Here is a 24,730-nt window from a genome sequence, read left to right as displayed (position 1 = left end):
TATGTTTATGAAATTACGAAACTATAAAAAGATTATTTTCCCTGTTATGCTTTTGGGACTGCTTTTCTTTACCTTTTCTTTCTTCTATAATAAAGAGGAGGCAATTTCAGCTGTAGAGCAATGGGATTGGGAATGCCAGGAAGAAGAAATTGGCGCATTTGGACAATATTTAGGGGGTGGAGAAATCCCGATTGGAGAAGCAATGGACGGCACTTATGCAATGGCTACGGCTATTATCTGGAATTATGATCAAATGCTGCCGGCAGGAGGACAAGTGGTTGCAGCTGCCAATGCAGTTTATGAGCTTCCTCTGCCTGACGAATGTCAAGCTGAAAATTGCAATACAGACTGTTGGATGAATTATAGTGAAAATTACTGGGGCGAATGTGATGCTGTTACTGTAACAGAACAGTTTTGCGACCCGAATCCAGATAATTGTCTTTATCAAGAGTGTACCGCTAATTGTGCGGATGTAACTATATCACGTACCGGACTAAATCCGCCGGGCTGCCCACCCGAGGCACTTCCAGGCAGCTGTGTCTGTGGTAGTTGGTTGTGTACTTGGGAAGAAAAAGGAGATTTTTGCGAATATGGAAATACCTGCAACCCGGCAAACCCGACAGACCCCACCTGTTTTAAAATATCTAATGATCCTGAAACATGGGTCTGGGGAGATGATGAATGTAGTGATTTTGGCGTCTGTGCAATATCATCATGTGGTCCGGAAATGTGTATATTTTTTCCTCCGGCTCCCTCTGACGAATGCTGTTGGACTGATGTCGTCACAGGGGAAACTTGCTGGTATGGACCGGGCATAGGGGCCTGTGATTGTGGGCCGGTTGGTTCTTGTGACCCGGCAATAGACCCTACCTGTTTTAATATTGGGACAGAAACGCAGTGTTGGGGAGATAATGAATGTTTTGATAAGTCTTTTGGTGGTGCCTGTGAAGAAAAATATGTTCGAGACTTCGACTGCGGGATTTCCTCTTGCACGGGTAATGCCTGCCCCATAGATGCTATTGTCGAATTAGGGGATCAGAGAGCTATAATTTATATCAGATCATTACAAATCGCTAACTACGCAGCTGCAATAAACACTGAAGTTCAAAAGGCGCCGGGACTTAGAGCTATGTTGGAAAAAGCAAGGATAGGACTGGCAGCGTGCACCACTCCGGCTTCGGGATACGAACCAACAGAGGAAGTTCAGCTTGTTGAAACTCTTGTTAGTTGTGACGAAGCTAAATGGTTAAGAATGTTATCAGACGACCAGGAAGAGTGCTATTTAACTAATTTCTTTTGCTGCGAACCAATAGAGAAATAATTTTTATCCAAGCTAAAAATGAAAAGCTTTAAAAAAATCTTTTTAATTTTGATTCTTGCCAGTTTCTGTTTTTTGGTTTTGAACGGCTTAGCGCTGGCGCAAAAAACAGAAGTGGATTATCCTCAGGTTTCGGGGGCAGAAACCCCAAGGACAGTCAAAACTTTTTTACCAGATTATATTAAATATCTGTTCAATCTCGCCTTGCTTATTGCCGCTTTGGTTACTTTTGGTAGTTTAGTTTACGGCGGCTTTCGCTATTTAGCTTCAGCCGGCAACCCTTTAGCCATATCTGATGCCAAAAGCCAGATTACAGCTGGCATTTTAGGTTTAATTATTCTACTTATTGCTTATGTCATTTTAATCCAACTTAATCCGGAGTTGGTGGTTTTAAAAATAGGAAAAGTAGAATTTAATAAAGGGGTTATTTTGTACAAAGAAAGGCCGGGAATTGATTGTAATTCTCTCAAAAGTGACACTTCGGGATTAATAGAGGGAGAAGACTTTTTAAGAGTAAGAAGCAACTATTCTTCGCTGGGAGACTTCAACAATGAGGCCACATCAGTTTATTTTTATGATTCTGCAGAAGAAATGGAGATCAAAATTTTCCCTGAAGAAAATTATGAAGGAACACCTTGGGAATCTGATGATCATGATGGAGATGATTGTAAACCAATCAGTGGAAACAGCCAATCTGTTAGATTAATCTGGAAAATGCCCGGGGTTTATCTTTTCTCTGATGACGGTTGTAAAGCAGATCCTCATCTTTTTACAAGCAGCGTGTCTGACTTGAGTGGTTCTATAAATTTTGACAACAAAGCCAAATCGATTAAAATAATACCACGAAGAATAGAAAAGCCGGAAAATTTAGTGTGGGATGATGGTTTATGCCCTGGGCCATGGGTTATCGACTGTAACATTAATCCACAGTGTTGTAGAGGAGAAATGGTCATCGTCGGTAAGCTCGGAGCAGTTCTGCACGAACACAATGATTTCCGAGGCGATGCTGAGGTCTTTTTTGGTGGCACAATTGACGAATGGCCTCCAAGATGTATTCCCTTAAGCGAAGGAGGTGCAATCCCTGAATGTAATCCTCTTATTGGTATGGATAACTCATATTGTGTCGAGCACGTCGAAAAAGACAGAGTTTCATCAATCAGTGTTTTTGTTCAGCGTCCACCAGATAGCTCTTTACCTTCTGGAGGAATAACTCTTTATCAAAATTATAATTTTAACGAAGATGAGAATGGGGCTGAGTGTGGTATTTATCCTATCCCGCCAATGGCCCTAGACTATCCCCAGTGGATAGATGCGGGGTGGTGTCCAACCTTTACTGATAGTAACGGAATCTCCTCGCTGAGAGTTGAAGGTAATTTTAGTGCTGTTTTATTCCGAGGGGATGGAAGAGGAGAAGTGTTTACGGCGAGTGATATCAGGCTTAAAGATAACCATATTGGTGATAACCAAACAAGAGCTATGTTAGTTATTCCGGTTATTAAAAAAGGTATGTAGGTTTTGATATCGAGTAAGACCTAAAAAGAGCTGCCACTGGCAGCTCTTTTTAGGTCTTTAGAAAAATACTGATTATGATTTAAGGATGGGGTCGAATGACTATACTTCTTTCTGGCTCTTGGCCAAGGCTTTCGGTAACAACGTCTGATCTATCAGCTAATTCCAGGTGAATAATTCTTCTTTCTGCGGCCGACATTGAAGGAAGATTTTTTTCTTTTTTAGACAGAGCAACCTCGTCAGCTATGGAACGTGCCAGTTCTTTTAAGTGTTGATATTTTTTCTTTTTGTAATCTACTATATCAAGATCAACGAAGAAAATTTTATCATTTTCTTTAGAAGAAAAAAGTTTTTTTCTTAGAATTAACCTGAGAAGATGTTGAATCTCCGCAAGGGTCCTGCCCCCTTCGCCAATTAAAATCTGAGGATTTTCTGTTTCTAAATCAATCGAAAAAGTTTGCTCTTTTTGGGCTTTTACTTTAATTTCTACCTGAATGGTCATTTTCTGAAAAAACTTTTCTGTGATTTCTTTGGCTTTTTCTAAGTCTTTTTGAGAAATCATATTTTATGTCTTCTGCTCTGCATTAAGTGAAGTTTTAGTGTTGGGTCTAAAGATTAAATATTGCTGGAAAATCGAGAAAAGGGAGGTAACCAGCCAGTAAAGAGCAATGGCAGAGGGAAGGTTCCAAAGGATAAAAACTGTAAAAATTGGAAAAAAATAAAGCATTTGTTTTTGCATCATCGTAGAAAAATCGGCCTTGCCTTTTTTAGTCTGGGTTTTAGGGGTCAACATTTTTGTCTGAACGAACTGGGCGAAACCGCAAAGGACTGCCAAAACAGCCGAAGGCTGGGCTAAATTTAAAATCCCCAAAAAAGTAGGGACAATTTGCCCGGGATTAGGAACGAAACTGTAAAGATTAACCATTTCTTCAACTCGAAGTCCTTTTTGAAATACCCAGAAAAGAGCAATTAAAATTGGGAATTGGATTAAAATCGGCAAACATCCAGACAAAGGATTGACCTTACCTTTTTGATAAAGCTCAATAGTGGCTTTGGTTAGTTTTTCCTTATCGTTTTTAAATTTTCTTTGAATTTCTTGAATTTTGGGCTGTAACTCTTGAAGAAGTTTCTGTGATTTAATGGCCTTGAGGTTCAAAGGATAAAAAACGACTCTTACTAAAACGGTTAAAGCGATAACCGCTATTCCGAAATCGTGTCCGGGCAAATATTGATAAAGCAAAACCAAAAGATTAAATAACGGTCTATATAAAAATGTATTGAAAAAAGTAATTATAAAATCCATATTTTTTTAAGGTAGGTCTATGCCGCCCGGATGCCAGGGATGACACTTTAATATTCTTTTAAAAAAAAGAAGAGAGCCTTTTTTAAGGCCGTACTTTTTTATCGCCTGATTGGTGTATTCTGAGCAGCTGGGCCAAAAACGACAATGCAAACCCAGTCCTGGAGAGATAAAGTTCTGATAAAATTTTATAGCTTTAGAAATTGCTGCTTCCATTTTTTCTAATTAATTTTGCTCTAAGAAAAATTTTGTTTAAATTTTTGGAAATTTCCTGATTTTTTTCTTTTGCTACTCCGGGCCGGACAATGATTACTCCATCTATGCCTTTCTTAAGACGAGGAAGTTCTATTCTCACTTTTTCTCTTAACCTTCTTTTAATTTGATTTCTTACAATGGCTTTTTTGGAAATTTTTTTACTGACAATGAAACCGAAACGACTTACTTTTAAATTATTTGGAGCCCATTTGAATGTTAATAAATTTTCTCTAAGACCCTTTCCTTTTTGAAAAACTCTCTGGAAGTCTTTTTTTTGGTTAAGTCGATTTTCTCTGGGCAACAAAATAAATTGTTAAACTGTTAAATTGGTAAACTGTTGCACTAAAAATAACGAAATTTCTTTGCTCAATAAAACTAATTGAATAATGCAATAATGTGACGGTATGTCAATTTAAACGGTTAGTCGCTGTCTTTTTTTTCTTCTCCTCCTGGTCAATGTTGTCCTTCCGCCTTTTGTTCTCTTCCTTTTTCTGAAACCATGGGATTTTTTTCTTTTTCTTTTTTTGGGTTGATAAGTAATTGACATTTTGAAAAATTCATTTTAGACTTTATAGACTAAGATATCAAAAATTTTTGTTTTAGTCAATCGGAATCGCCGGTTCATTTTCATTTAAGAATCCACAGATTTCCCCCATTTTATTAACAAAATTTGGTCTTGCGGTTTGGTTTTAATTCTATTTGACATCTTCTTTTCTTTTAATGCTATAATCAAAGAAAGATAAAAAATAAAAGCTATGCAACAAGAAGAACTCTGGCAAGCTGTCCTTGCCCAAATTCAATTTCATATTTCTCCGGCTAATTTCGAAACTTGGTTTAAAAACACTAATATTCTCTCTCAAAAGGAGAATGAGGTTCAAATTGCTGTCCCTAACTCTTTTTCAAAAGAATGGATAGAAAACAAATATCATAAATTAATCTTAACAACTCTTCGCAGCCTTGATGGAGAAATTAAGGAGGTGAAATACTCTGTTGAATCTATACAACCAAAAGGTCTTCGTATGAAAGAAACTATTACCATGCCGGAATCTGATCAATTGGAGTTTTCGGAGTTTAAGATTGATAAAACAACTAACCTAAATCCTCGTTATACGTTTGAAAATTTCATCGTTGGTTCTTTCAACGAACTGCCCCATGCCGCGGCCATTGCTGTCGCCAAAGAGCCGGGGTTAGTATATAATCCTTTGTTTGTATACGGCGGTGTCGGCCTGGGCAAAACCCATCTTTTGCAATCAATCGGAAACGAGGTGACAAAAAAATTATCCTCAAAAAAGGTTAAGTACATACCGTCCGAGAAATTCACTTCTGAGGTTGTCCTCTCCATTCGCAACCATAATGTAGAAGCTTTTAAAAATAAATATCGTCAGGTAGACGTTTTAATTATTGACGACATCCAGTTCTTGGCTGGCAAAGAAAAAACCCAAGAAGAATTTTTTCATATTTTTAATACTTTGTATGAAAATAACAAACAAATAATTCTTTCCTCTGATCGTCCCCCAAAAGCCATCCCTTCTCTCGAAGAAAGATTACGTTCAAGGTTTGAAGGGGGAATGATAGCCGATATTGGCTTGCCTGATTTCGAAACAAGGATAGCTATTCTCAAGGTCAAAGCCCAGGAAAGAAAAATGAATTTCTCAGACGAAATTTTGACTTATTTAGCCAATAATATTCAACGGAATATCAGAGAATTAGAGGGTGCCCTTAACAGGTTAATTGCTTTCCAAAAATTAAATAAGCAAATTCCTGGGTTAGAGATTACAAAAAATCTTTTGAAAAATTTAATTCAGTCTCCTAAAAAAATAGTCAGTCCTAAAAAAATAATCCAAACGGTTGTTGAATTTTATGACGTAAAAGAGAAAGATATTTTATCTTCGTCTCGAAAGAGAGAAATTGTTCAACCAAGACAAATTATTGTTTATTTTTTAAGGGAAGAATTAAAAAATTCATTCCCTTTCATTGGGAGGAAAATAGGGGGGAAAGACCACACTACTGCTATCCATTCCTACGAAAAAATCAAAAAAGAACTTAATTCTAATGAAAATTTAAAAGAGGAATTAAACCTAATTCGCCAGCGGATTTTCAGTGCATAACGGGTGTAAAAATAACCCGCTGTAATTTTAAAATTGTTTTCTTCATTTTCTTATATATCATTCCCATGTCTTTCCCAAAGGAAAAACAAAGTTTTTCCCCAATCAAATTAACCTTATTTATTTAAAATTTACCCCTCTATAACAATAACTATAAATAAGTTTATTATAAATTTATTATTATTATATGAAAGTTTTTATTTTGAAAAATAATTTTAAATCCGGCCTTCAAATTGTAGAAAGAGTGGCGAATAAAAATATTAATTTTCCTATTTTAGAAAATGTTTTAATATCAACAGAGAAAAATTTCTTAATTCTAACAACCACAGATCTTGAAACGGCTATTAAATGTTGGATTTTGGCCAAAATCGAAATAGAGGGAAGCGTTGCTCTTCCAGCCAAGTTTCTTTCAAATTATATAAATTCATTAGAGCCAGATAAAATTTGTCTAAAAGAAGAGGGAAATTTTCTCAATATTGAGAGTAAAAATTTTCAAACTAAAATTAAAAAAACGACAACAGAGGATTTTCCTCTTTTTCCTTCTTTCGATGAAAAAAATTCTATCCAAATCAACACCATTCCTTTCGTCGAAGGTTTGAAACAAATTATCGAAATTACTTCCCCTTCTCAAACGAAACCAGAAATATCCGGTGTTTTTCTGGATTTTAGCCCCGACACTTTAAAGTTAGTAGCTACCGACAGTTTCCGGTTGGCCGAAAAAACCCTTTTCTTTGAAAAAAAAGAAAAACAAAAAACTGCTTTTATTATCCCTCAAAAAACAGCTCGTGAATTAGTGAATATTTTCTCCGAAAAAAAAGGCAAACTAATTATTTATTTCACAAAAAATCAAGTTGTTTTTGAATTTTTAGTTGATGAAATAACGCAGCCTCGCATTCAAATTTTCTCTCGTTTAATTGAAGGGGATTACCCGAATTATCAAGAAATTATCCCCCAAAAACATAGTACTCAAATTACCGTTCCCAGGCCAACCTTTTTAAACCAAGTTAAAACAGCGGGTCTTTTTTGCGGCAAAATCAACGAAGTTAAATTAAAAATTAACCCAAAACAAAAAACAATAGAAGTTTTCTCTCAAAGTCCCGACTTGGGAGAGAATAAGTCTTCTTTCTCTGGCGAAGTAAAAGGCGAAGCAGTAGAAGTTTCCTTTAACTGGCGCTTTCTTGCCGAAGGACTTTCAAATATTAAAAGCCGGGAGGTCGTTTTCGAATTAAGCGGGGAAGAAGGGCCGGCAATTCTAAAACCAGTGGACGACCAAAGTTATTTTTACGTTATAATGCCGATTAAAGCCACTTAACCTACTCAACCATACGAAAACACCAACGGCTCGGAAATTATTCAAACAAAAGCTCTTTAGGAAATTCTAGAAGAGCTTTTTCTATAAATCTTCTCCATATAGGGGCAGCCACGGAAACTCCGGGTTTTTCATACATTGGAGAATTATCGTTGTTGCCAACCCATACTCCAACGACAATAGAAGAGGTATAACCGATAATCCAACCATCTTTATAGTTTTGGGTCGTGCCGGTTTTGGCCGCCACCTGATAGTCTTTAAAATATAAAAGAGAATTTAAACCAAATGTTGGAGCCCTGGCCTCATTGTCAGAGAGAATACTGTTGATTAAATAAATTGGTTCGGGATTCATTACTCTCCGGCCATTATTTTCTCTTTTTTCAAGGATATTCCCCGAAGAGTCTTCTATTCTTAATATGTTTCTCGGCGGGAACCGAAAGCCGCCGGTGGCAAAAACTCCGTATGCTGAGACCATATCAAGAAGCCTTACTTCTCCTCCTCCTAAAACTAAAGATAAGCCATAATAAGAAAGAGGTTGATTCAAAGTGGTAATTCCAAAGCTCTTTGCGGTCTTTATTGAATCTTCTACGCCGGCAAAATTAGCCAGAACTTTGACTGAAGGGACATTAAGAGACTGCGCCAAGGCTTCTCTTAAAGTTACAGCCCCACGGAAAATTCCATCATAATTCTGAGGGATATAGCCATTGAAATCAGTTTTTTCATCAATCACAATTGTTTCGTCTGAATACCCATTCTTAAAGGCGGTAACATAAACAAAAGGCTTAAAAGCTGATCCTGGTTGACGACCGGAAATTCCAGTCGCTACGTTATACTGAGGATCGAAAAGACAATTTTCGCCAGGCATACAGTTTTCAGGATAAGAATCGGCCCAAAAATCTTTCGACCCCACCATCGCTAAAATTTCTCCAGTTTTTGGATCAATAGCCACTAGGGCAGCATTATGAGCTCGTGACGCCTGGTTAATTCGGGCTCCTTCCTGCACCACTTCTTCTGCCCATTTTTGTAGCCCCCAGTCTAAAGTAGTTATTATCTTTAACCCTTTTTCTTTTAAAAAATCCTCACTATATTGATTAAGCAAGTAGTCTCTCACATATACAACAAAATGAGGAGCTTTAATAAGACGAGGAGAAATAAATTTTAAGGTTTGGCTCTTTGCGTCTTCGACTTCTTCTTGGGTTAAAAAATTATATTCTGCCATTTTCTCTAAAACATAATCTTTCCTTATTAGAAGATCTTCTTTATGTTCTCCGTAAGGTGAGAGACGACTGGGAGCCTGGATTAAACTAGCTAAAATAGCAGCTTCTGTTATCGAGATGTTTGAAACCGATTTTCCAAAATAAACCTGACTGGCAGCTTCGACACCATAAGCGTTCTCGCCAAAAGGGATTTGGTTCAAATAAAATTCTAAAATTTGCTCCTTAGAATAACGTCTTTCTAGCTCAAGAGTCAAAATAATTTCTCGAATTTTTCTTTTTGCCGTTTTCGAGGGAGTTAAAAATGAGGAACGGATTAACTGTTGAGAAATTGTAGAACCTCCTTGAGCCGGTTTTCCTAATTTCAAATCGATCAGGATAGCTCGGGCGATTGCCTTAAAGCTGATACCAAAGTGATGATAGAATTCGATATCTTCCGTAACAATAACAGCGTTTTTCAAATATTCGGGAACAATACCTATGGGGACAATTTCTCTTCTTTCTTCTCCATAAATTTCATATAAGAGAATTTCTCCTGAACGGTCAAATATTTTTGAAGATTCAATGAAAGTACGTTCGGTAAATTTTTCCGGACGAGGCAAATCTTTGGCATAAAAGACAAACAAAAAAGCGACCATTAGAAAGATAGCAACAATAAAAAAAAGAAAACCAGATAAGATTTTTAAAAGCAATTTATACTTTTCTTTCTTTCGAAAAGTATGGCGATAGTATTTTCTTTGAGCCATTATTATTTGAATTATTTCACTAAATTTCTGCCATTACGGCAATAAGTTTTTAAAAAGTAAAACCCCGTTTGAAACGGGGCTTTGTTTATTGAGTTTCTTCTTCGGTTTCTTCTTCCTCTTCTGTTTTTTCTTCAGATGGTTCTTCCGGGACCCCTACTCCTTCCTCGTCTTGGCCGAGAGGATCAAAAAAATCTTCTTCGTAAAACATAGTTTTCATTGTATTCCTGTTTTTTGCGACCTTTGCTCGCTTGAAAAACGAGATAATAACCCTGTTTTTATTTTTTTTCTTGATTACCGTCCCCCTTTTCCAGCAGCTTAAAACTATTATAGATTTTTAAGACACTCTGTCAAGGTTTTTCTTTTCAAAACAAATCATTGTTTTTTATCGGAAAGAATAGGAAATTCACCTTATTTTTTAGTTAGATTTCCACAGCCAAGAGCGATGGTTTGAGTATCAGTTACTTCGCAAGATATTGTTCTTGAGGGGAAATCGTGTAACAGATTGCTATCGCAAGTGCGTCTGCTGCGTCATCTGAACGGGGCAGCTCTTTTAAATTAAGTAAGATTTTAACCATTTCTTGGACTTGTCTTTTTTCGGCCCGACCGTATCCCACCACCGCCATTTTTACCTGTGAAGGAGTAAATTCGTAAACCGGAATATTGTGATTAGCGGCAGCGAGTAAAATTACCCCTTTAGCCTGAGAAACGGGTAGAGCAGTTTTTAAGTTTCTAAAGAAATAAACATTTTCAACGGCCAAAATCTCTGGCCGGTATTTATTTATTAACTGGCCCAACTCTTGGCTTATTTTTTTTAAACGCTCAGCCGGAGGCGAAGAAGAACTAGTTTGAATTAATCCATAACTCAAACATTTTAATCCATATTGAGTTTTAGATGCAACCCTACGGGGAGTCCCGAACTTCGTTCGGTTCGGTGGGTTTTGGATTTTTCTAATCACTCCATATCCCACTTTAGCCGTTCCGGGATCAATACCTAATATTACCATTATTACATTACTACATTGTTATATTGTCACATTGTTCAATTGAAGTCACTATAACAATGTAACAGTTTAACAATTAAACTTTAAGGTTTGAATATATTTCTTGAACGCTATCTGATTCGTCTAAGGCCGCAAATAATTTTTCAGTTGCTTCTTTGTATTTTTGCGCGGTCTGGACATTCTCTTTAGCCACCCAGTCCAGAGAGGCGGATTCTATCTTGATTTCCTGACTTTCAAGGTTTTTTTTAACCTTATCGAAATCTTCAATTTTTGTGTAAATATTCAGGGCGTTATTATTCCAAGTAATATCTTCGGCCCCCGCCTCAATCACTTTTAATTCTAGATCTTCTTTATTTGTATATTCGTACTGATTCGTAATTCGTAGGGTGATGATTCCTCTCCTTTCAAAGAGCCACTTTACCGCGCCAGCATCGGCAAGTTTCCCGTTGTTCTGATTTAGAATTTGCTTAATTTCGTTTACAGTACGGTTTTTATTATCGGTAATACTCTCGACGATAATAGCGATTCCGCCGGGGCCATAAGCTTCAAAGGTTATCGGTTCTAATTTTTTTCCCTCAAGCTCGCCGCTTCCTTTTTTGATCGCACGTTCAATAGTATCTCTCGGTAAACTAAAAGAACGCGCCGTTTCTATAGCTAACCTTAATTTAGAATTTGTTTCTGGATCTGGCCCTTTTTCTTGGACCGCAATCGAGATTGCCTGAGAAAGCTTCGAGAAAACCTTACTTTTCGCCTTGTCGGCGATCCCTTTTTTGTGTTTTATACTTTTCCAATGCGAATGGCCTGACATAATTTTAGTTTAACTTGATTTTATTTTTCAAAACCAAAACTGTTGCTCCGGAAAAAATAGCGATGACTACGGCGACCAACAGAATAAACAAAGAACGAGATGCTTTCGGAAGTTGTTTTCCAACGGCTGCCAGCTCTTTGTCTGATATTTTAGAATAGCTGCTTTCATTTTCTTTAGCCCCTTGAGAAGTCTTGGCCGGGACGGTATTTTCAGAACCCGGAGTTAGAATATTACTCCATGCCCATCCAGAGTGGGTTCGGCTGTAAGAAGAATTCAAAGGAGCCTTATCATAAATAACCTGATCTACGATGTTATCATTGGGTTGGACTAAATTCAATCCATCACCATCGTTATTTAAAGTAATTTTTGTTGTTGGTCGGGGTAATATCAAAAATCCTCGGGGGATAATTTTTGTTTCCTGAGAGAAGGTATAAGTCCTTGTTTTGCCCTTCATGTCTTGGATTTGCCAATCGGAAAGGTTAACTTCGAAATTGTTTTGGTTAAAAATCTCAATCCATTCATTGTCTTTGTCCGGCCCATCAGGAGAAGGTAAAATTTCATTAATAACAATTCCAGATGGATAGGTAGTCAATTCAAACCGAGGCTTATCTTTCGAAGTTCCGTTCTGTGGAACGGAGGAGGCTTCGGCCTCAAGTTTCGGCTGAGGTTTGGGTCTGTCCTCCGACTTGTCCGTCGAAGATTTATCGGAGGAGGATTGGGGCTCTGGTTCAGCCTCGGCCTCAAGATTAGCTTCTGCTGGAATTGCAAAACGATTTTCTTGCTCCGGCGTAAGGACTGAAGTCCATTGCCAAATTCCGTTAGTTTTCCTGGCATAAGACTGCCCTTCCGGCGCTTTGTCATTATAATTAACAGAATTTACTAATTTTCCTAAGGGATCTTTTAAAATCAATCCCTCTCCATCGTTATTCAGTACTATTTTAGATGTCGGGCGATTCAACACCAAGAATCCATAACCTTGGATATTAATACCCTGAGGCAGGGTGTAGATTTTGATGCTGCCTTGTGTGTCTTCGATTGTCCACCCAGAGAAATCAATCGACGTTGGATTGTTATTGTAAATCTCAATCCATTCCTCATCCAGATCGGGTCCCTCAGGTGATGGCAAAAATTCATTAATAAAAATACCCGATGGATAAATTATTGGCTCAGGTTGGCTGGTCGGAGGCTCAGGCGTTTCACAGATGCCGTCTTCGTCTATTTCTCCATCACAATCATTGTCTATTCCATCGCAAATTTCTTCAGTGGGTTCACATACAGGTTCTGGTTCCGGTTCGGATTCAATAGTACTATTTTCAGCCTTGGGAGTTCCACCAGAATTTTGGCTCGTTTGCCAATTAGTGGGAATAGTTCCCGTTAAGTTAGAATTTACCCTTTCCATTGTTTGTTTAGTTGAATTGTCGCCAGCAGGCCAACCTTTGCTATAATTTATTCCATCAATTAAATCATCCTGAGCATCAAAAATTTTTAAATACTCACCGTTATTACCTAAATTTCCAATATAAATTTTATCGGCAGCAATATTGGGAACAGTAGTGTTGTCGGTTCTTTCTAAGAGATAATAGCCGTTAGCGGGAATAGTTCTCGCCAGGATAATCTCTGGGACTCCGTCTTGAGCCACCAGCTGCCAACCCTCAAGACTTATCAGAGAAGACGTGTTATTGTATAACTCAATCCATTCGTCTTGGTGGGCTGTCTGAGTGCCCATCCACGCTATCTCGTTGATAACCACGTCCAAAGGATTAGCAGCTTGAACTGACGCATTCGACAGAACGAAGATAAATAAAACAAGAAAGAAAAAAACGGCGATTTCCAAGAATCTAATTTTCATGATCCTACCCAAACTTTAACAAATTATTGGAGGATAGTCTATAATTTAGACATGTTTAACATCCGATGTTAAACAACGAACAATAAAGAGAGAAGTGTTACAGCAAAAAAAAGCCCATCGCTGGGCAGTTTTTATTTCCCGAGGCAACCCTTCAGTAAGTTCAAGGTAAACTCCTTCGACAAACTCAGGACGAGTCTCTTTCTAAAAATAAAAAGGCCCCTGGCTGTCAAGCCCCCCCCACCTATTTTGCCAGCTGATATACTGGCGGCACACGGTGGATGAATCAGCCAGTCCACCGAAGGTGAACCTTACTGTTCATGAGAGTGTGTTTCCGGAATTTTACCCCTCTATTTTGTGTATTTTGGTTAGACTTAAGATTGAGCAGTAAAATAGGTGGGGGGCAAGTGGATAATTTTTTAAAATAAAAACCGCCAAAATAGCGATTTTATAATAATGACTCCAGACGCCCAACAACTTTAGCTACCCCCTTTCTTTATTTAAAGCAAAGTTTGAGCCCCCTTATATTTTATTCCTAAATGTTGATAGGCAGATTTGGTCACCATTCTGCCTCGGGATGTTCTTTCGATAAAGCCCAATTGCATTAAATAAGGCTCATAGATATCTAAAACTGTATCTTCTTCTTCTGAGGTGGAAGCAGCTAGTGCTTGTAAACCGACTGGCCCACCATCAAACTTTTTAATAATTACTTCTAAGATTTTTCGATCGCCAGATTCTAAGCCTTTTTCATCAATTTCTAAAAATTCTAAGGCAGATCGGGCAATTTCTTTAGTTATTATTCCCTGACCTTCTACTTGGGCAAAGTCTCTCACTCTTTTTAAGAGCCGGTTGGCTACCCTTGGCGTGGACCTCGAACGTTGGGCAATAATCTTTATAGATTCAGGTTCGGTTTCTAATCCTAAAATCCGGCTTGATCTTTGAAGAATTTTTTCAATATCTTCAATCTCATAAAAATTTAACTGGAAAGTAGCTCCAAAGCGTGACCTTAAAGGAGAGGACAAAAGAGCAATTCGGGTTGTGGCTCCAATTAAAGTAAAACGGGGGAGTTTAAGCTCCATGGTTCTGGCCATCGGTCCTTTACCCACAATTAAATTTAATTTAAATTCTTCCAGAGCTGGATATAATATTTCCTCGCAAAGTTTATTAAGCCGATGAAGCTCATCGACAAAAAGGATATCACCCTCTGAAAGATTGGTTAAAATAGCGGCCAAGTCACCAGCTTTTTCAATAGCTGGGCCGGAAGTAACTTTAATATTAACTCCTAGCTCTTTGGCAATAATATAAGAAATGGTGGTTTTACCTAGTCCGCTTCCGCCGTAAAATAAAAGGTGTTCAGGATTTTCCTTTCTTTTTTGGGCCGCTTGGATAATTATCCCCAAGTTTCTTTTTATTTTTGCTTGACCAATATATTCTTCCCAATTTCTTGGCCTAAGCGTTACATCTAAAACCCTATCTTCTTCAGTGACCTTTTTTTGAAGAATAGGCGGACTCGAAGGGAAAATCCTATTTGGTCTTGACATAAATTTAATAATCTGTTATTATATATAGTTGTTAGCCTGGAGCTGGGGGTTGGAATTTTTCTCAGTTGGATAACCTGGCCCTCTACCATTTTTTAGAATTAATCCAAAAGGCTTTATAAAGGCTTTATAAAAGATGGTAAAGATGGTGGGGGGCTGGGTTATTCCTCGGAAAAATTCCAAACTTTACGTTCTAACACTAAAGCCTTGCCCCCAGCTCCAGGCTAATTTCACCGAGCACATCATTTATGTGCTCGGTTTATTCTCCAGCTACCCTTTCCACTTCTTCTAAGGTAGTTGTTCCTTGAAGCACTTTAATCAGACCATCCTGCCGCATAGTTAACATTCCTTTTTCTATTGCCTTTTTTCTCAGAGCAGCAATTGAGGGCGAAGACATAATAAATTTTTCCATTTCATCGTCAACCAAAAAAGCTTCAAAAATCCCAATTCTTCCACGATAACCAGTCAAGTTGCAAGCCGTACAGCCTTTAATTGCGGGGATTTTTAGGTTTGATTTTGGGATAGAAATTTCAACCTCTTTAGAAAGTTTTCTAAGTTCACTTTTTATCTTTTTTAAAGCAGCTGGAGAAACAGCAGTTAATTTCCCGCATTTTTTGCAAATTTTTCTAACCAATCTTTGGGCAATAGCTAAGCTAATAGCTGGGGCGATGTTGACTGGTTTTTCTCCTAAAGCCTGGAGACGGGCGATGGTGCCGGCGGCATCGTTTGTGTGCAAAGTAGTTAAAACCAAATGCCCCGTCAGGGCGGCTTGAAGAGAAATTTTGGCAGTTTCTAAATCTCTAATTTCACCAACCAAAATAACGTCTGGATCTTGCCTGACAATTGAACGGAGGCCATTAGCAAAGTCATATTTTTTCGCAGGATTCACTTGGGTTTGAGAGATGCTCCCTAAATGATATTCTATAGGATCTTCGATAGTAATGATTTTAATTTCTGGTTTTTGGATTCCTTTCAGAAAAGCATAAAGAGTAGTTGTTTTTCCAGAACCGGTAGGGCCGGTGACAATAATCATTCCGTTTGGTTGTTTAATCTTATTTTTAAAAAGAGACAGAAGGTCTTTTCTTAAACCCAAAGCTTCCATTGTAATTAAGTTTTTCGGGTTTAAAATTCGCAAAACAATTGACTCTCCGTATTCCGTGGGGAGAGTAGACGTCCTAATTTCAATCGACTCTTCTTTTTTATCTTTTTTTGGGGTCAGTAAAATAGAAAATCGCCCATCTTGAGGGCGATCAGTGATATTAAATTTGATACCAGACAGAAGTTTTATTCGAGAGAGGAGAACTTCATATGTTTTTAAATTGAAAAACGTAACATCCTGCAAAATACCATCCACTCTTAGTCTTAATTTGGCCTGATTTTTTTCTGGTTCGATATGTAAATCAGAAGCTTCTAGCAATATCCCTCCTCCCAACAAAACCTCTGAGAGCTCAGTAATTTTTTTTTCTAAATAATCTTCGACTATCTTTTTAAAGAGAGAGATGTTTTTTACTTTTTTTTGGAGCTTAGTTAAGATGACTGGAGAAATTCTAATTTCGCCAGTAATTTTCGAATTAGAAGGATTCATCATCTGAGAACCTCTAGGTAATTTACATTTTTATCTATCTATTTTAAAGTGTAATAAGGAACCGAAATTCAATTCGGATTATTTAACTTTATACTATCTTTTTAAAATAGTCAACTTTGGCAAAAAAAACTTTACTTAGATCAAAATATTTAACGAAACAACCAAGCCAGACTAAAAAAATTGGCACTATTTTGGCTAAGAGCATTTTGAATTTATATTTACACAGCGATAAGGCTGTTGTTTTAGGGTTAAAGGGTAATTTGGGAGCAGGCAAAACTACTTTTTTGCAAGGTTTTGCCAAAGGATTAGGGATACAAGAGAATATTTTAAGTCCCACTTTCGTTATATTGAAAAAGTACGAATTACAAAACACGAAAAAACTCAACAAAAAATCTTCAAGGATTTCTACCAAAAGTGAGGGCGAAACAAGTCAAAAACGGCAGAGTTTGTATTCTAGGTTTTACCATATCGATTGTTACCGGATTCAAAAACCAAGAGAAATTTTAGCCTTAGGTTTTCAAAAGATAGTTTCTAACCCCCAAAATATTATAACCATTGAGTGGGCAGAAAGAATCTTAAAAATCTTGCCACAAAATACTCTTTGGATTCAATTGACGGTCATCAATAAGAATACAAGAAAAATTACCTTTCTAATTAAACCAATTATGGTAAAATAGACGATGAAAGATGAAAAGCGCTTTATTATAATCGATGGTCATGCTATTTTGCATCGGGCCTATCATGCTTTACCCCCCCTTACTACTAAAAAAGGAGAGTTAGTTTCAGCTGTCTATGGATTTCTGTTGGTTTTTTTTAAAGCCATAAAAGAACTCCAGCCGGATTATATTGTTGCTACCTTTGATTTGCCAGGCCCAACTTTTCGCCACAAAAAATTTGAGGCTTATAAAGCCACTCGACCCAAAACCCCAGAAGAATTCTACCTGCAAATTCCCAGGATTAAAGAAATTTTAAAGAGTTTTAATGTTGCTATTTTTGAAAAAGAAGGATACGAAGCAGATGACCTTATTGGAACTATTGCTCGTCTTATTCCCAAAAAACAAGCTTTACCAAAGATAAACACTATTATTTTGAGCGGCGATTTAGATGTTCTACAATTAATTAACCCTCAAACTAAAGTTTGGTTTTTAAGAAAAGGAGTGAAAGATATTGTCTTGTATGATGAGGGGGCAGTTGGCACAAGATATCAAGGGTTAAGGCCAGACCAACTTTCTGATTATAAAGCTTTAAGAGGAGATCCTTCAGACAATATTCCGGGAGCGCCAGGAATTGGAGAAAAAACAGCCATTGAACTCCTGACAAAGTTTGGCACAATAGAAAGCCTTTATAAAGAGCTAGAATTAAAGACAGAAAAAGCAAAGAAACTGAAAGTCAGAATCAGAGAAATATTAATTCAATCAAAAGAGCAAGTATTTTTGTCAAAAATGTTAGCCACAATTGACAGAAATGTTGAAATTGATTTTAATTTAGAGAAATATATCTGGAGTAAATATGATAAAGAGAAAACATCTCAACTTCTTAAGAACCTTGAATTTTTCAGCTTAGTTAGCCGTCTGCCTTAAGAATTTCTTTATTTCTGTTAAAATAAAGTCAACCTCCATTCTTTAAAGTTTTAAAACTCGAAAGTTAAAAAAAATAAAAATGGCAGAAACTTTCATTAAAAAAGAAGAAACCCTGATAAGATACAATCAACTGATAAATATTAAACTTTTGGCAGTCAGTGCTTACCTTCTCCTTGTCCTTATTTTAAAAATATTTTTCAAGATTCATTTTCCAGATCCTGTATTTTTCTTTATTTGCCTTATAGCCATCTCAACAATTGTTTACGACCTTCTCTTTCGGCAGATTAAAGAACCTAAAACCTCTCAGATCATTCGTGGTTATTTTGGTTACCTGCTTTTCGATACAATTACTTTAACCATAATTATTTATATTATTGGCGGAGTAACCTGGACCGGCTTTATCTATTATGGTCTTTATATTTATTTTGGTTTTTTACTCTTTCCCAGGATTTACTCTATTTCTTATACTTTCTATTGCTCTTTTTTATATACCACATTGGTCATTGTTCAATATTTAGAAATTTTACCTTATCGATACATTTTTTCCTCAGAAGAAATGGTTCCTCAAAATTTGAATTATGTAGTAGCTTCTTGGGCGGTGGCTGTCATTTTTCTCTTGATTTTGGGTCTTTACGGCGATGTCTTTTATAAAATGTTGCAGAAAAAAATTGAAGGACTCCAAAAAACCCAAAAAATACTCGAAGAAGAAAGGGCATCTCTAGAAATTCGGGTCGGGGCCAGGACAAAAGAGCTCTGGGAAGAAAGAAAAAGCCTTGAAAAGAAAGTTAAAGAAAGGACAAGGGAGTTACAAAGAGGAAGAGAAAAACTAACAAAGAGGGTTGGAGAATTAGAAGAGTTTCACAAGCTAACGGTTGGCAGAGAATTAAAGATGACTCAGTTAAAAAGAGAAATCGAAAGACTTAAAAAAAGAAAAAAGTAAAAATAAATTAAAACATGGCCCAATTTTTCATTGAAAAAGAGGAGGCTTTACGAAGATACGATCAGTTGATAAATATTAGGTTTCCGGCAATGACTGCTTTTCTTTTCGCCGCTTTTATTTTAAAAGTTTCTTTTAACGTTTCCTCCCCTAACTTATTATTTTTTCTTATTTCGTTTATGCTTATCTCAACAATTATTTATGACTTTCTCTTTAGGCAGATTAAAGAACCTAAAAGCTCTCAAATTGTTAATGGTTATTTTGGTTACCTGCTTTTTGATGTAATTATTTTATCTATAGTTATTTATCTTGTTGGCGGAATAACCTGGCTTGGGTTTATTTTTTATGGTCTTTATATCTATACTGGCTTTTTACTCTTTCCCAGAATTTACTCACTTTTTTTTATTTTCTATTGCTCTTTTTTATATACCGCATTGGTCATTGTTCAATATTTAGAAATTTTGCCTCTCCAATCCAGTTTTTCTTTAGAAGAAAGGATTCCTCAAAATTTCCCTTATGCATTTTCCGCTTGGATAGCGGCTATTATTTTCTTCTGGCTTTTTGGTTATTACGGCGATACTTTTTATAAATTTTTACAAGAGAAAATTAAGGTACTACAAAAAACAAAAGAGATGCTCAAAGAAGAAAGGGCTTCTTTAGAAATTCGGGTGAGGGCTAGGACAGAGGAGCTTTCGGAGGAAAGAGAAAGCCTGGAAGAGAAAGTTAGAGAAAGGACAAGGGAGTTAGAGGGTGGAAGAAAGGAATTGACAAAAAGGATAGTGGAACTGGAGAGATTCCGCAAAGTAGCTGTTGGCCGGGAGCTAAAAATGAGAGCGCTTAAAAAAGAAATTGAGAAATTAGAAAAAGCTCTTAAAAAATCATCGAGCAGATAAAAAATATCTGTTTGGAAAACCCCTACACCAAACGAGGATACGGCGCCGAAGGCGCCTAAATTGACCAAATCCAGTCCTCGTTTGGTGTGGGGGGGGTAAAGGTCGAGAAAATTAAAAACTTTTAAAAATTAAAACCATGGAAAAAATAACAAAAGAAAAATTAGATAAATTAATAGAAATTAAGGGTAAAGTCAGAGGTGCAGTTTTCCAAACTGATGCTAAAAATGTTTTAGCAAAAGAAGGCGAAGAGGGTCTTCAGAAACTAGAAAAGCGGGTTAAGGATTTAGGTTATGACATAGATTATAGGTCGGGAAAAGCAACAGATTGGCACCCGGTCGGTTTAAGAATAATTTCGCTTTTACTTATTAAAGATACCTTCGACTGGACAGATTCAGAGATAAGAGAAATAGGCAAGAGAGCTCCTAAATTTTCTTTTCTAGTAAAATTTATCTTCAAGCTTTTTGCTCCATTAAAAAAATTAGTCAAAGAAATCCCTTCAGACTGGAAAGAACATTATACAATAGGAGAAATGGAAGTGCTGAAATTTGATGAAGAAAACAAAGAAATGGCCCTTCATTTAAAGGATTTTAAGATTGACCCTATTTTTTGTATATACCTTGAAGGATTTATTGAAAGAGTTCTTCTATTCGTAGAACAAGGAGTAGTTACTAAAGAAACAAAGTGTATGTTTAGAGGTGACCCTTCTCACGAATACACTTCCCAATGGAAATGAGGAATAAAGATTATCAGAAAAAAGACATCAATTTGTTAATAGAAAACCTGGGGAAACTTGAGACTCACACCGAGGATCTTTGGCATTTTTTACCGATTCCAGTATGCTTAACAAATCCAGTTTTTAACATTGTGAATATAAGTAAAGCTTTCAAGGAGGTATCCGGCTATAAGGAAATTGAGATTATTGGGGAACATTTAAAAGATTTCTTAAAATATTTCAAAGGAATTAAAAAAGAGCTCAACATAAAGAAAACTATTTTTGGCAAAGAGACAATTTTTTTAACAAAAGAAAAGAAAGAAATTTTAGTTAACCTTTCGGCAAAAACGAGAGAAGATGAAAAAGGAATAATTACTGGTTATTTCTTCGCTTTTATAGATATGACCGAAATTAAAGAGAAAGAAAAAGAGCTTCAAAAGAAGGTTAAAGCATTGGAAAAGCTTAATCAACTAGCCACCGGCAGAGAGTTAAAAATGATTGAGCTTAAAAAAGAAATAGCTAGACTTAAATAAGAAATCCAGAGCAAAAGATAAATATTATAGTCTCCAACCTGTTTTCATAATTTGAGTAATATAAATATGGAAAAAATATTATTATTGAAGCCAGTGAATTTTTACCAAGACTTAAAGTAGATATCAATCAAAGATTTCCTATAGCTAGTTTCCTTCTTTTCTTAATATTTATTTTGAGAATGGCCCCCAAAATTCCCTTGCCAGATATCTTGTTTTTCCTAACCTCCTTTTATCTTCTATTCCTATCGATCTTTTAATAAATAGGGTTAAGATTAAGAAGCCACAGACAGTAATCAATGAATCCTTCGGGAAAGGGCAGAAGAATTGGAAAGGTTCAAAAAGATGGCTTTAGGTCGCGAGGAAAAGCCAGAAGAACTCCAAAATGAATTGAATGTTCTTCAAGGGCAATTGAAGCCTTAAAAAATTATGCGAAAAATTAAAAGAAACCCAAACAAGGAGAATATCTTTCAAAGGAAAACAGGAATTTTTATAAAGATATTAATTCCTCTCCTTTTTTTAGGACTACCAATAATCATTCTTAGCTATTCGGCTTTCCTGGCCAAAGTTTTTTTACCTTATCCTCCTGAAGAGACCCTTCGAAAACTTCCCTTAATTATGACAGATATCGAATTTCAGACCAGATTAATTTTAGTTCTAACTCTCGTTTTAGCTTTGTTTCTAGGAACCTTAATTTCTTGGCGTTTCTCGAGAAGATTAGGAAAAATTTCTACAGGCCTCAAAAAAATTTTAGCTGGTGACCTTAATTTTAAAATTAAGATAAAAGACAGGAATGAAATAGGAGAAATTACCTATCTTTTAAATAAAATCGTTGAAAATTTAAAAGAAACTCAGTTGCAATTAAAAATTAAAGAAGAAGAAATTGAAGAAAAAACTTCAGAGCTATCTAAAAAAATAAGAGACCTTGAGCATTCCAGGAAAGAAATAGAAGAAAATCGTTTAGCGACCTTGAATATTTTAGAAGACGTTGAGGAGGCGAGGTTAGCTCTTCACGAAAGAATAGAAGAATTGGAGAAGTTTAATAAGTTAGCTGTAGGCAGAGAGTTACGAATGGTAGAGCTTAAAGAAGAGATTAAGAAGCTACAAGATGAGCCAGGCAAACAAAAGACCTCTTTGGATAACAAAAATAAAAACTACTTATAAAAAAAATATGGAAAATTTCAAAGAGACTATTGATCGCCTTTCCAAAACAAAATATCAAGAAAGAGGAAACGGCATTAAAGCGATCGCTGAATATATTGAAAAAAAAGAAGGTAAAGAAGCTGTTTCTAAAATTGAAGAAAAATTGGCCCAGTATGGTTATCCAGTAATTTTAAAAGAGATTAGAGCTTTGGGATGGTACCCGGTTGCTCTTACCGCTGCTTTGCTTTTTGCTATTTCCGAAACGTTGAACTGGGGTGAGAAAGAAATGAAAGAAATGGGGCAAGTTGAGCCAAAAATGTCTTTTTTGGTAAAATATTTAGCGAAATATATCATTTCCATCAAGCGACTTTATCAGGCGGCAACAATTTTTTGGAAAAAGACCTATAACTTTGGTAAATTAGAAACCATAGAGCTTAATCAAAAAGAAAAATACGGCATTCTAAGAATAAAGGATTTCAACATCCATCCATTTTTTTGCCGTTATTTAGAGGGTTATTTTGAGACAATTTCTGGATTCGTGCTTAGAGGAGTTAAAAAAATCTGGTGTCAAGAAGTAAAATGTAATTTTCAAGGGGATTCTTTTCATGAATTCATAATCCGTTGGGAATAAATGGGAAACAATAAATATAAAAACGAAACAGAAGAACTGGAGAGAGCCAGACAAGAGATTAAAGAACTCGAGAGATATATCGAAGGTTTTTTGGCATTTTTGCCTTTGCCCTTTTGTATAGTTAATCCCCTAGGCATTATTATTAGTATCAATAGAGCTTTCTCTGATTTTACTGGATATAGTAAGACCGAGATAGTGGGGGGAGAGGTAGATATCCTATTTTCGAACAAAAAAGAAGCTTCAGTTCTTAGAGAAAAGACTCTAAAACAAAAAATAACTAAAAATAAAGAGATGATACTGGTGGCTAAGAATAAAGAAAGAATAGAGGCTTTGTTTTCTGCTTCTCCTCGAAAGGATGAAAAAGGTAAGATAGTCGGATATTTTTTAACTTTCTCTGGTATTGGTGGACTTAAAAAACTTCAGACAGAATTAGAAGAAAGAGTTCAAGAAAGAACGAAGGCATTAGAGAAAAGAACAAAAGAGCTAGAGGATACAAGAAGAGCTTTAATTAATATGTTGGAAGACGTTGAGGAGGCAAGAATAAAGGCTGAAGAAGAAAGAAGTAAAACCCAGGCTATAATTACTAATTTCGTTGATGGTCTTTTGGTCTTTGATAAAGAAAATATTCTAATTTTGGCTAATCCTCAGGTAGAAACTTTCTTTAAAGTAAAGGCAGGAGAAATAGTAGGCCAGTCATTTGCTGACTTGACTAAGATATCAAATTTAAACTCTCTATTCCAACTTCTGAATAACAGCCCTTCTGACAAAAGCATAATAGACAAAGGAATTAAGAGTATCTTTAGGCGAGAATTTAATCTTAGGAAAAACCTGGTTCTAGAAGTTTCTACTTTCTCTATCTTAAGAAATAAAGCAAGGATTGGGACGTCGGTTATCTTACACGATATCAGTCGAGAAAAATTCATTGAACAAATGAAGACAGAATTTGTTTCTTTGGCTGCCCACCAGCTAAGAACTCCGCTTTCAGCGATCAAATGGACCCTAAGGATGATTCTTGACGGAGATCTCGGGGAAATTACCCGGGAACAAGAAGATTTCCTCCAAAAAACTTATCAGTCCAACGAAAGAATGATTCATTTAATTAATGATCTTTTAAACGTAACTCGGATCGAAGAAGGAAGATATCTTTTTAAACCTGCTTTGGCTCAGATCGAAGATGTAATTAACCCGATAATAAAGTCTTACCGAGAAGAGATGAAGCGAAAAAAAATTACTTTTACCTTTAAAAAACCCAAAACGAGATTGTCGAAAGTAAAGATCGATAAAGAAAAGATAGGGCTAGCTATTGAAAATTTTATTGATAATGCCCTTAAATACACTTTTCCAGGAGGTCAAGTGACAGTTACCTTGAAATGTGGTAAAAAAGAAATAGAGTTTTCGGTTAAAGATACCGGGGTTGGTATTCCCAAAGATCAACAAGATAGGATTTTTACTAAATTCTTTCGAGGAGCTAATGTGATAAGAATGGAAACCGAGGGATCTGGTCTTGGTTTGTTTATAGCCAAAAACATTATTGAAGCTCACGGCGGTACTATTTGGTTTGAATCAAAAGAAGGAAGAGGCTCTACTTTCCGTTTTACTCTACCAATAGTAAAGACTCACTCTTCCAACCGAAGCACATAATTTTATTATGTGCTCGGTGGGAGGGCTTGAAAAGTTTTTAAGGTAAAGATATAATAGAAGTAGAATAAAAAACAAAGAATAAAAGAACAAAGAACAAGATAGTGCCTTAAATAAAAAGACTACTCTCTG

24 protein-coding genes are annotated in these 24,730 nt (G+C 36.3%); 13 read left to right on the top strand and 11 right to left on the bottom strand.

All coding sequences use genetic code 11. The features are described from left to right. Nucleotides 1–7 precede the first annotated feature (7 nt). On the top strand, nucleotides 8–1,321 hold the full coding sequence (locus tag ENH66_00860) for a hypothetical protein (protein HDZ54251.1): 1,314 nt from the start codon (nucleotides 8–10) through the stop codon (nucleotides 1,319–1,321). 18 nt (nucleotides 1,322–1,339) lie between these two features. After that, the gene (locus tag ENH66_00855; protein ID HDZ54250.1) at nucleotides 1,340–2,830 is read left to right on the top strand and encodes a hypothetical protein; all 1,491 of its coding nucleotides are present in this window, start codon (nucleotides 1,340–1,342) and stop codon (nucleotides 2,828–2,830) included. A 79-nt stretch (nucleotides 2,831–2,909) separates the two neighbouring features. Here ENH66_00855 and ENH66_00850 read toward each other — a convergent pair whose 3' ends face one another. The 5 genes from ENH66_00850 to ENH66_00830 all read right to left on the bottom strand — a co-directional run bounded on the left by ENH66_00850 (nucleotide 2,910) and on the right by ENH66_00830 (nucleotide 4,929). Further along, nucleotides 2,910–3,389, bottom strand: coding sequence for a KH domain-containing protein (locus ENH66_00850; protein ID HDZ54249.1), 480 nt, complete (start codon nucleotides 3,387–3,389; stop codon nucleotides 2,910–2,912). A gap of 3 nt (nucleotides 3,390–3,392) precedes the next feature. Next, complete coding sequence (locus ENH66_00845) at nucleotides 3,393–4,130, bottom strand: membrane protein insertase YidC (protein HDZ54248.1); 738 nt, start codon at nucleotides 4,128–4,130, stop codon at nucleotides 3,393–3,395. A 6-nt stretch (nucleotides 4,131–4,136) separates the two neighbouring features. Continuing rightward, complete coding sequence (gene yidD, locus ENH66_00840; protein HDZ54247.1) at nucleotides 4,137–4,343, bottom strand: membrane protein insertion efficiency factor YidD; 207 nt, start codon at nucleotides 4,341–4,343, stop codon at nucleotides 4,137–4,139. Then, nucleotides 4,324–4,689: a ribonuclease P protein component gene (rnpA, locus tag ENH66_00835; GenBank protein ID HDZ54246.1), complete on the bottom strand. Its 366-nt coding sequence runs from the start codon at nucleotides 4,687–4,689 to the stop codon at nucleotides 4,324–4,326. The genes yidD and rnpA overlap by 20 nt, the downstream gene beginning before the upstream one ends. A 105-nt stretch (nucleotides 4,690–4,794) precedes the next feature. Next, the gene (locus tag ENH66_00830; protein HDZ54245.1) at nucleotides 4,795–4,929 is read right to left on the bottom strand and encodes a 50S ribosomal protein L34; all 135 of its coding nucleotides are present in this window, start codon (nucleotides 4,927–4,929) and stop codon (nucleotides 4,795–4,797) included. Between the two features lie 208 nt (nucleotides 4,930–5,137). On the opposite strand from ENH66_00830, the gene dnaA reads away from it, so the two are divergent. Both dnaA and dnaN read left to right on the top strand, forming a co-directional pair. Beyond that, nucleotides 5,138–6,490, top strand: coding sequence for a chromosomal replication initiator protein DnaA (gene dnaA / locus ENH66_00825; GenBank protein HDZ54244.1), 1,353 nt, complete (start codon nucleotides 5,138–5,140; stop codon nucleotides 6,488–6,490). Between the two features lie 184 nt (nucleotides 6,491–6,674). Next, a complete protein-coding gene (gene dnaN, locus ENH66_00820; protein HDZ54243.1) occupies nucleotides 6,675–7,799 on the top strand; it encodes a DNA polymerase III subunit beta in 1,125 nt (374 codons plus the stop codon). Nucleotides 7,800–7,836: 37 nt separating this feature from the next. Here the strand turns inward: dnaN and ENH66_00815 are convergent, their stop codons facing one another. From ENH66_00815 to ENH66_00790, 6 genes are all read right to left on the bottom strand, one after another. Then, on the bottom strand, nucleotides 7,837–9,756 hold the full coding sequence (locus ENH66_00815) for a PBP1A family penicillin-binding protein (protein HDZ54242.1): 1,920 nt from the start codon (nucleotides 9,754–9,756) through the stop codon (nucleotides 7,837–7,839). Between the two features lie 458 nt (nucleotides 9,757–10,214). Continuing rightward, nucleotides 10,215–10,760, bottom strand: a complete 546-nt coding sequence (ruvC, locus tag ENH66_00810; protein ID HDZ54241.1) for a crossover junction endodeoxyribonuclease RuvC — start codon at nucleotides 10,758–10,760, stop codon at nucleotides 10,215–10,217. Nucleotides 10,761–10,833: 73 nt separating this feature from the next. Further along, the gene (locus tag ENH66_00805; protein HDZ54240.1) at nucleotides 10,834–11,565 is read right to left on the bottom strand and encodes a YebC/PmpR family DNA-binding transcriptional regulator; all 732 of its coding nucleotides are present in this window, start codon (nucleotides 11,563–11,565) and stop codon (nucleotides 10,834–10,836) included. Nucleotides 11,566–11,569: 4 nt separating this feature from the next. After that, nucleotides 11,570–13,414, bottom strand: coding sequence for a hypothetical protein (locus tag ENH66_00800; protein ID HDZ54239.1), 1,845 nt, complete (start codon nucleotides 13,412–13,414; stop codon nucleotides 11,570–11,572). 497 nt (nucleotides 13,415–13,911) lie between these two features. Next, complete coding sequence (gene ruvB, locus ENH66_00795; GenBank protein ID HDZ54238.1) at nucleotides 13,912–14,952, bottom strand: Holliday junction branch migration DNA helicase RuvB; 1,041 nt, start codon at nucleotides 14,950–14,952, stop codon at nucleotides 13,912–13,914. Nucleotides 14,953–15,208: 256 nt separating this feature from the next. Then, on the bottom strand, nucleotides 15,209–16,534 hold the full coding sequence (locus ENH66_00790) for a type II/IV secretion system protein (protein ID HDZ54237.1): 1,326 nt from the start codon (nucleotides 16,532–16,534) through the stop codon (nucleotides 15,209–15,211). Nucleotides 16,535–16,650: 116 nt separating this feature from the next. Between ENH66_00790 and tsaE the strand changes: the two genes are divergently transcribed. The 9 genes from tsaE (at nucleotide 16,651) to ENH66_00745 (ending at nucleotide 24,601) form a co-directional block, all read left to right on the top strand. Beyond that, nucleotides 16,651–17,211 carry a tRNA (adenosine(37)-N6)-threonylcarbamoyltransferase complex ATPase subunit type 1 TsaE gene (gene tsaE / locus ENH66_00785; protein HDZ54236.1) on the top strand — a complete coding sequence of 187 codons (561 nt, stop codon included), beginning with the start codon at nucleotides 16,651–16,653 and terminating at the stop codon, nucleotides 17,209–17,211. A gap of 3 nt (nucleotides 17,212–17,214) precedes the next feature. Next, a complete protein-coding gene (locus tag ENH66_00780; GenBank protein HDZ54235.1) occupies nucleotides 17,215–18,114 on the top strand; it encodes a hypothetical protein in 900 nt (299 codons plus the stop codon). Nucleotides 18,115–18,193: 79 nt separating this feature from the next. Beyond that, nucleotides 18,194–19,054, top strand: coding sequence for a hypothetical protein (locus ENH66_00775; GenBank protein ID HDZ54234.1), 861 nt, complete (start codon nucleotides 18,194–18,196; stop codon nucleotides 19,052–19,054). A gap of 14 nt (nucleotides 19,055–19,068) precedes the next feature. Next, the gene (locus ENH66_00770) at nucleotides 19,069–19,944 is read left to right on the top strand and encodes a hypothetical protein (protein ID HDZ54233.1); all 876 of its coding nucleotides are present in this window, start codon (nucleotides 19,069–19,071) and stop codon (nucleotides 19,942–19,944) included. Between the two features lie 136 nt (nucleotides 19,945–20,080). Beyond that, on the top strand, nucleotides 20,081–20,677 hold the full coding sequence (locus ENH66_00765) for a hypothetical protein (protein ID HDZ54232.1): 597 nt from the start codon (nucleotides 20,081–20,083) through the stop codon (nucleotides 20,675–20,677). Continuing rightward, a complete protein-coding gene (locus ENH66_00760) occupies nucleotides 20,668–21,189 on the top strand; it encodes a PAS domain-containing protein (protein ID HDZ54231.1) in 522 nt (173 codons plus the stop codon). Before ENH66_00765 ends, ENH66_00760 begins: the two co-directional genes overlap by 10 nt. A 426-nt stretch (nucleotides 21,190–21,615) precedes the next feature. After that, nucleotides 21,616–22,350 carry a methyl-accepting chemotaxis protein gene (locus tag ENH66_00755; GenBank protein HDZ54230.1) on the top strand — a complete coding sequence of 245 codons (735 nt, stop codon included), beginning with the start codon at nucleotides 21,616–21,618 and terminating at the stop codon, nucleotides 22,348–22,350. Between the two features lie 7 nt (nucleotides 22,351–22,357). Then, nucleotides 22,358–22,960, top strand: a complete 603-nt coding sequence (locus tag ENH66_00750) for a hypothetical protein (protein ID HDZ54229.1) — start codon at nucleotides 22,358–22,360, stop codon at nucleotides 22,958–22,960. After that, nucleotides 22,961–24,601, top strand: a complete 1,641-nt coding sequence (locus ENH66_00745; protein ID HDZ54228.1) for a PAS domain-containing sensor histidine kinase — start codon at nucleotides 22,961–22,963, stop codon at nucleotides 24,599–24,601. Nucleotides 24,602–24,730: the final 129 nt, after the last annotated feature.

It is taken from the genome of Candidatus Nealsonbacteria bacterium, assembly GCA_011050465.1.
Classification (GTDB): Bacteria; Patescibacteriota; Minisyncoccia; order Minisyncoccales; family RBG-13-36-15; genus RBG-13-36-15.
Note: the sequence above shows the minus strand (reverse complement) of the source record. Positions and strands in the feature narration are given on the sequence as shown.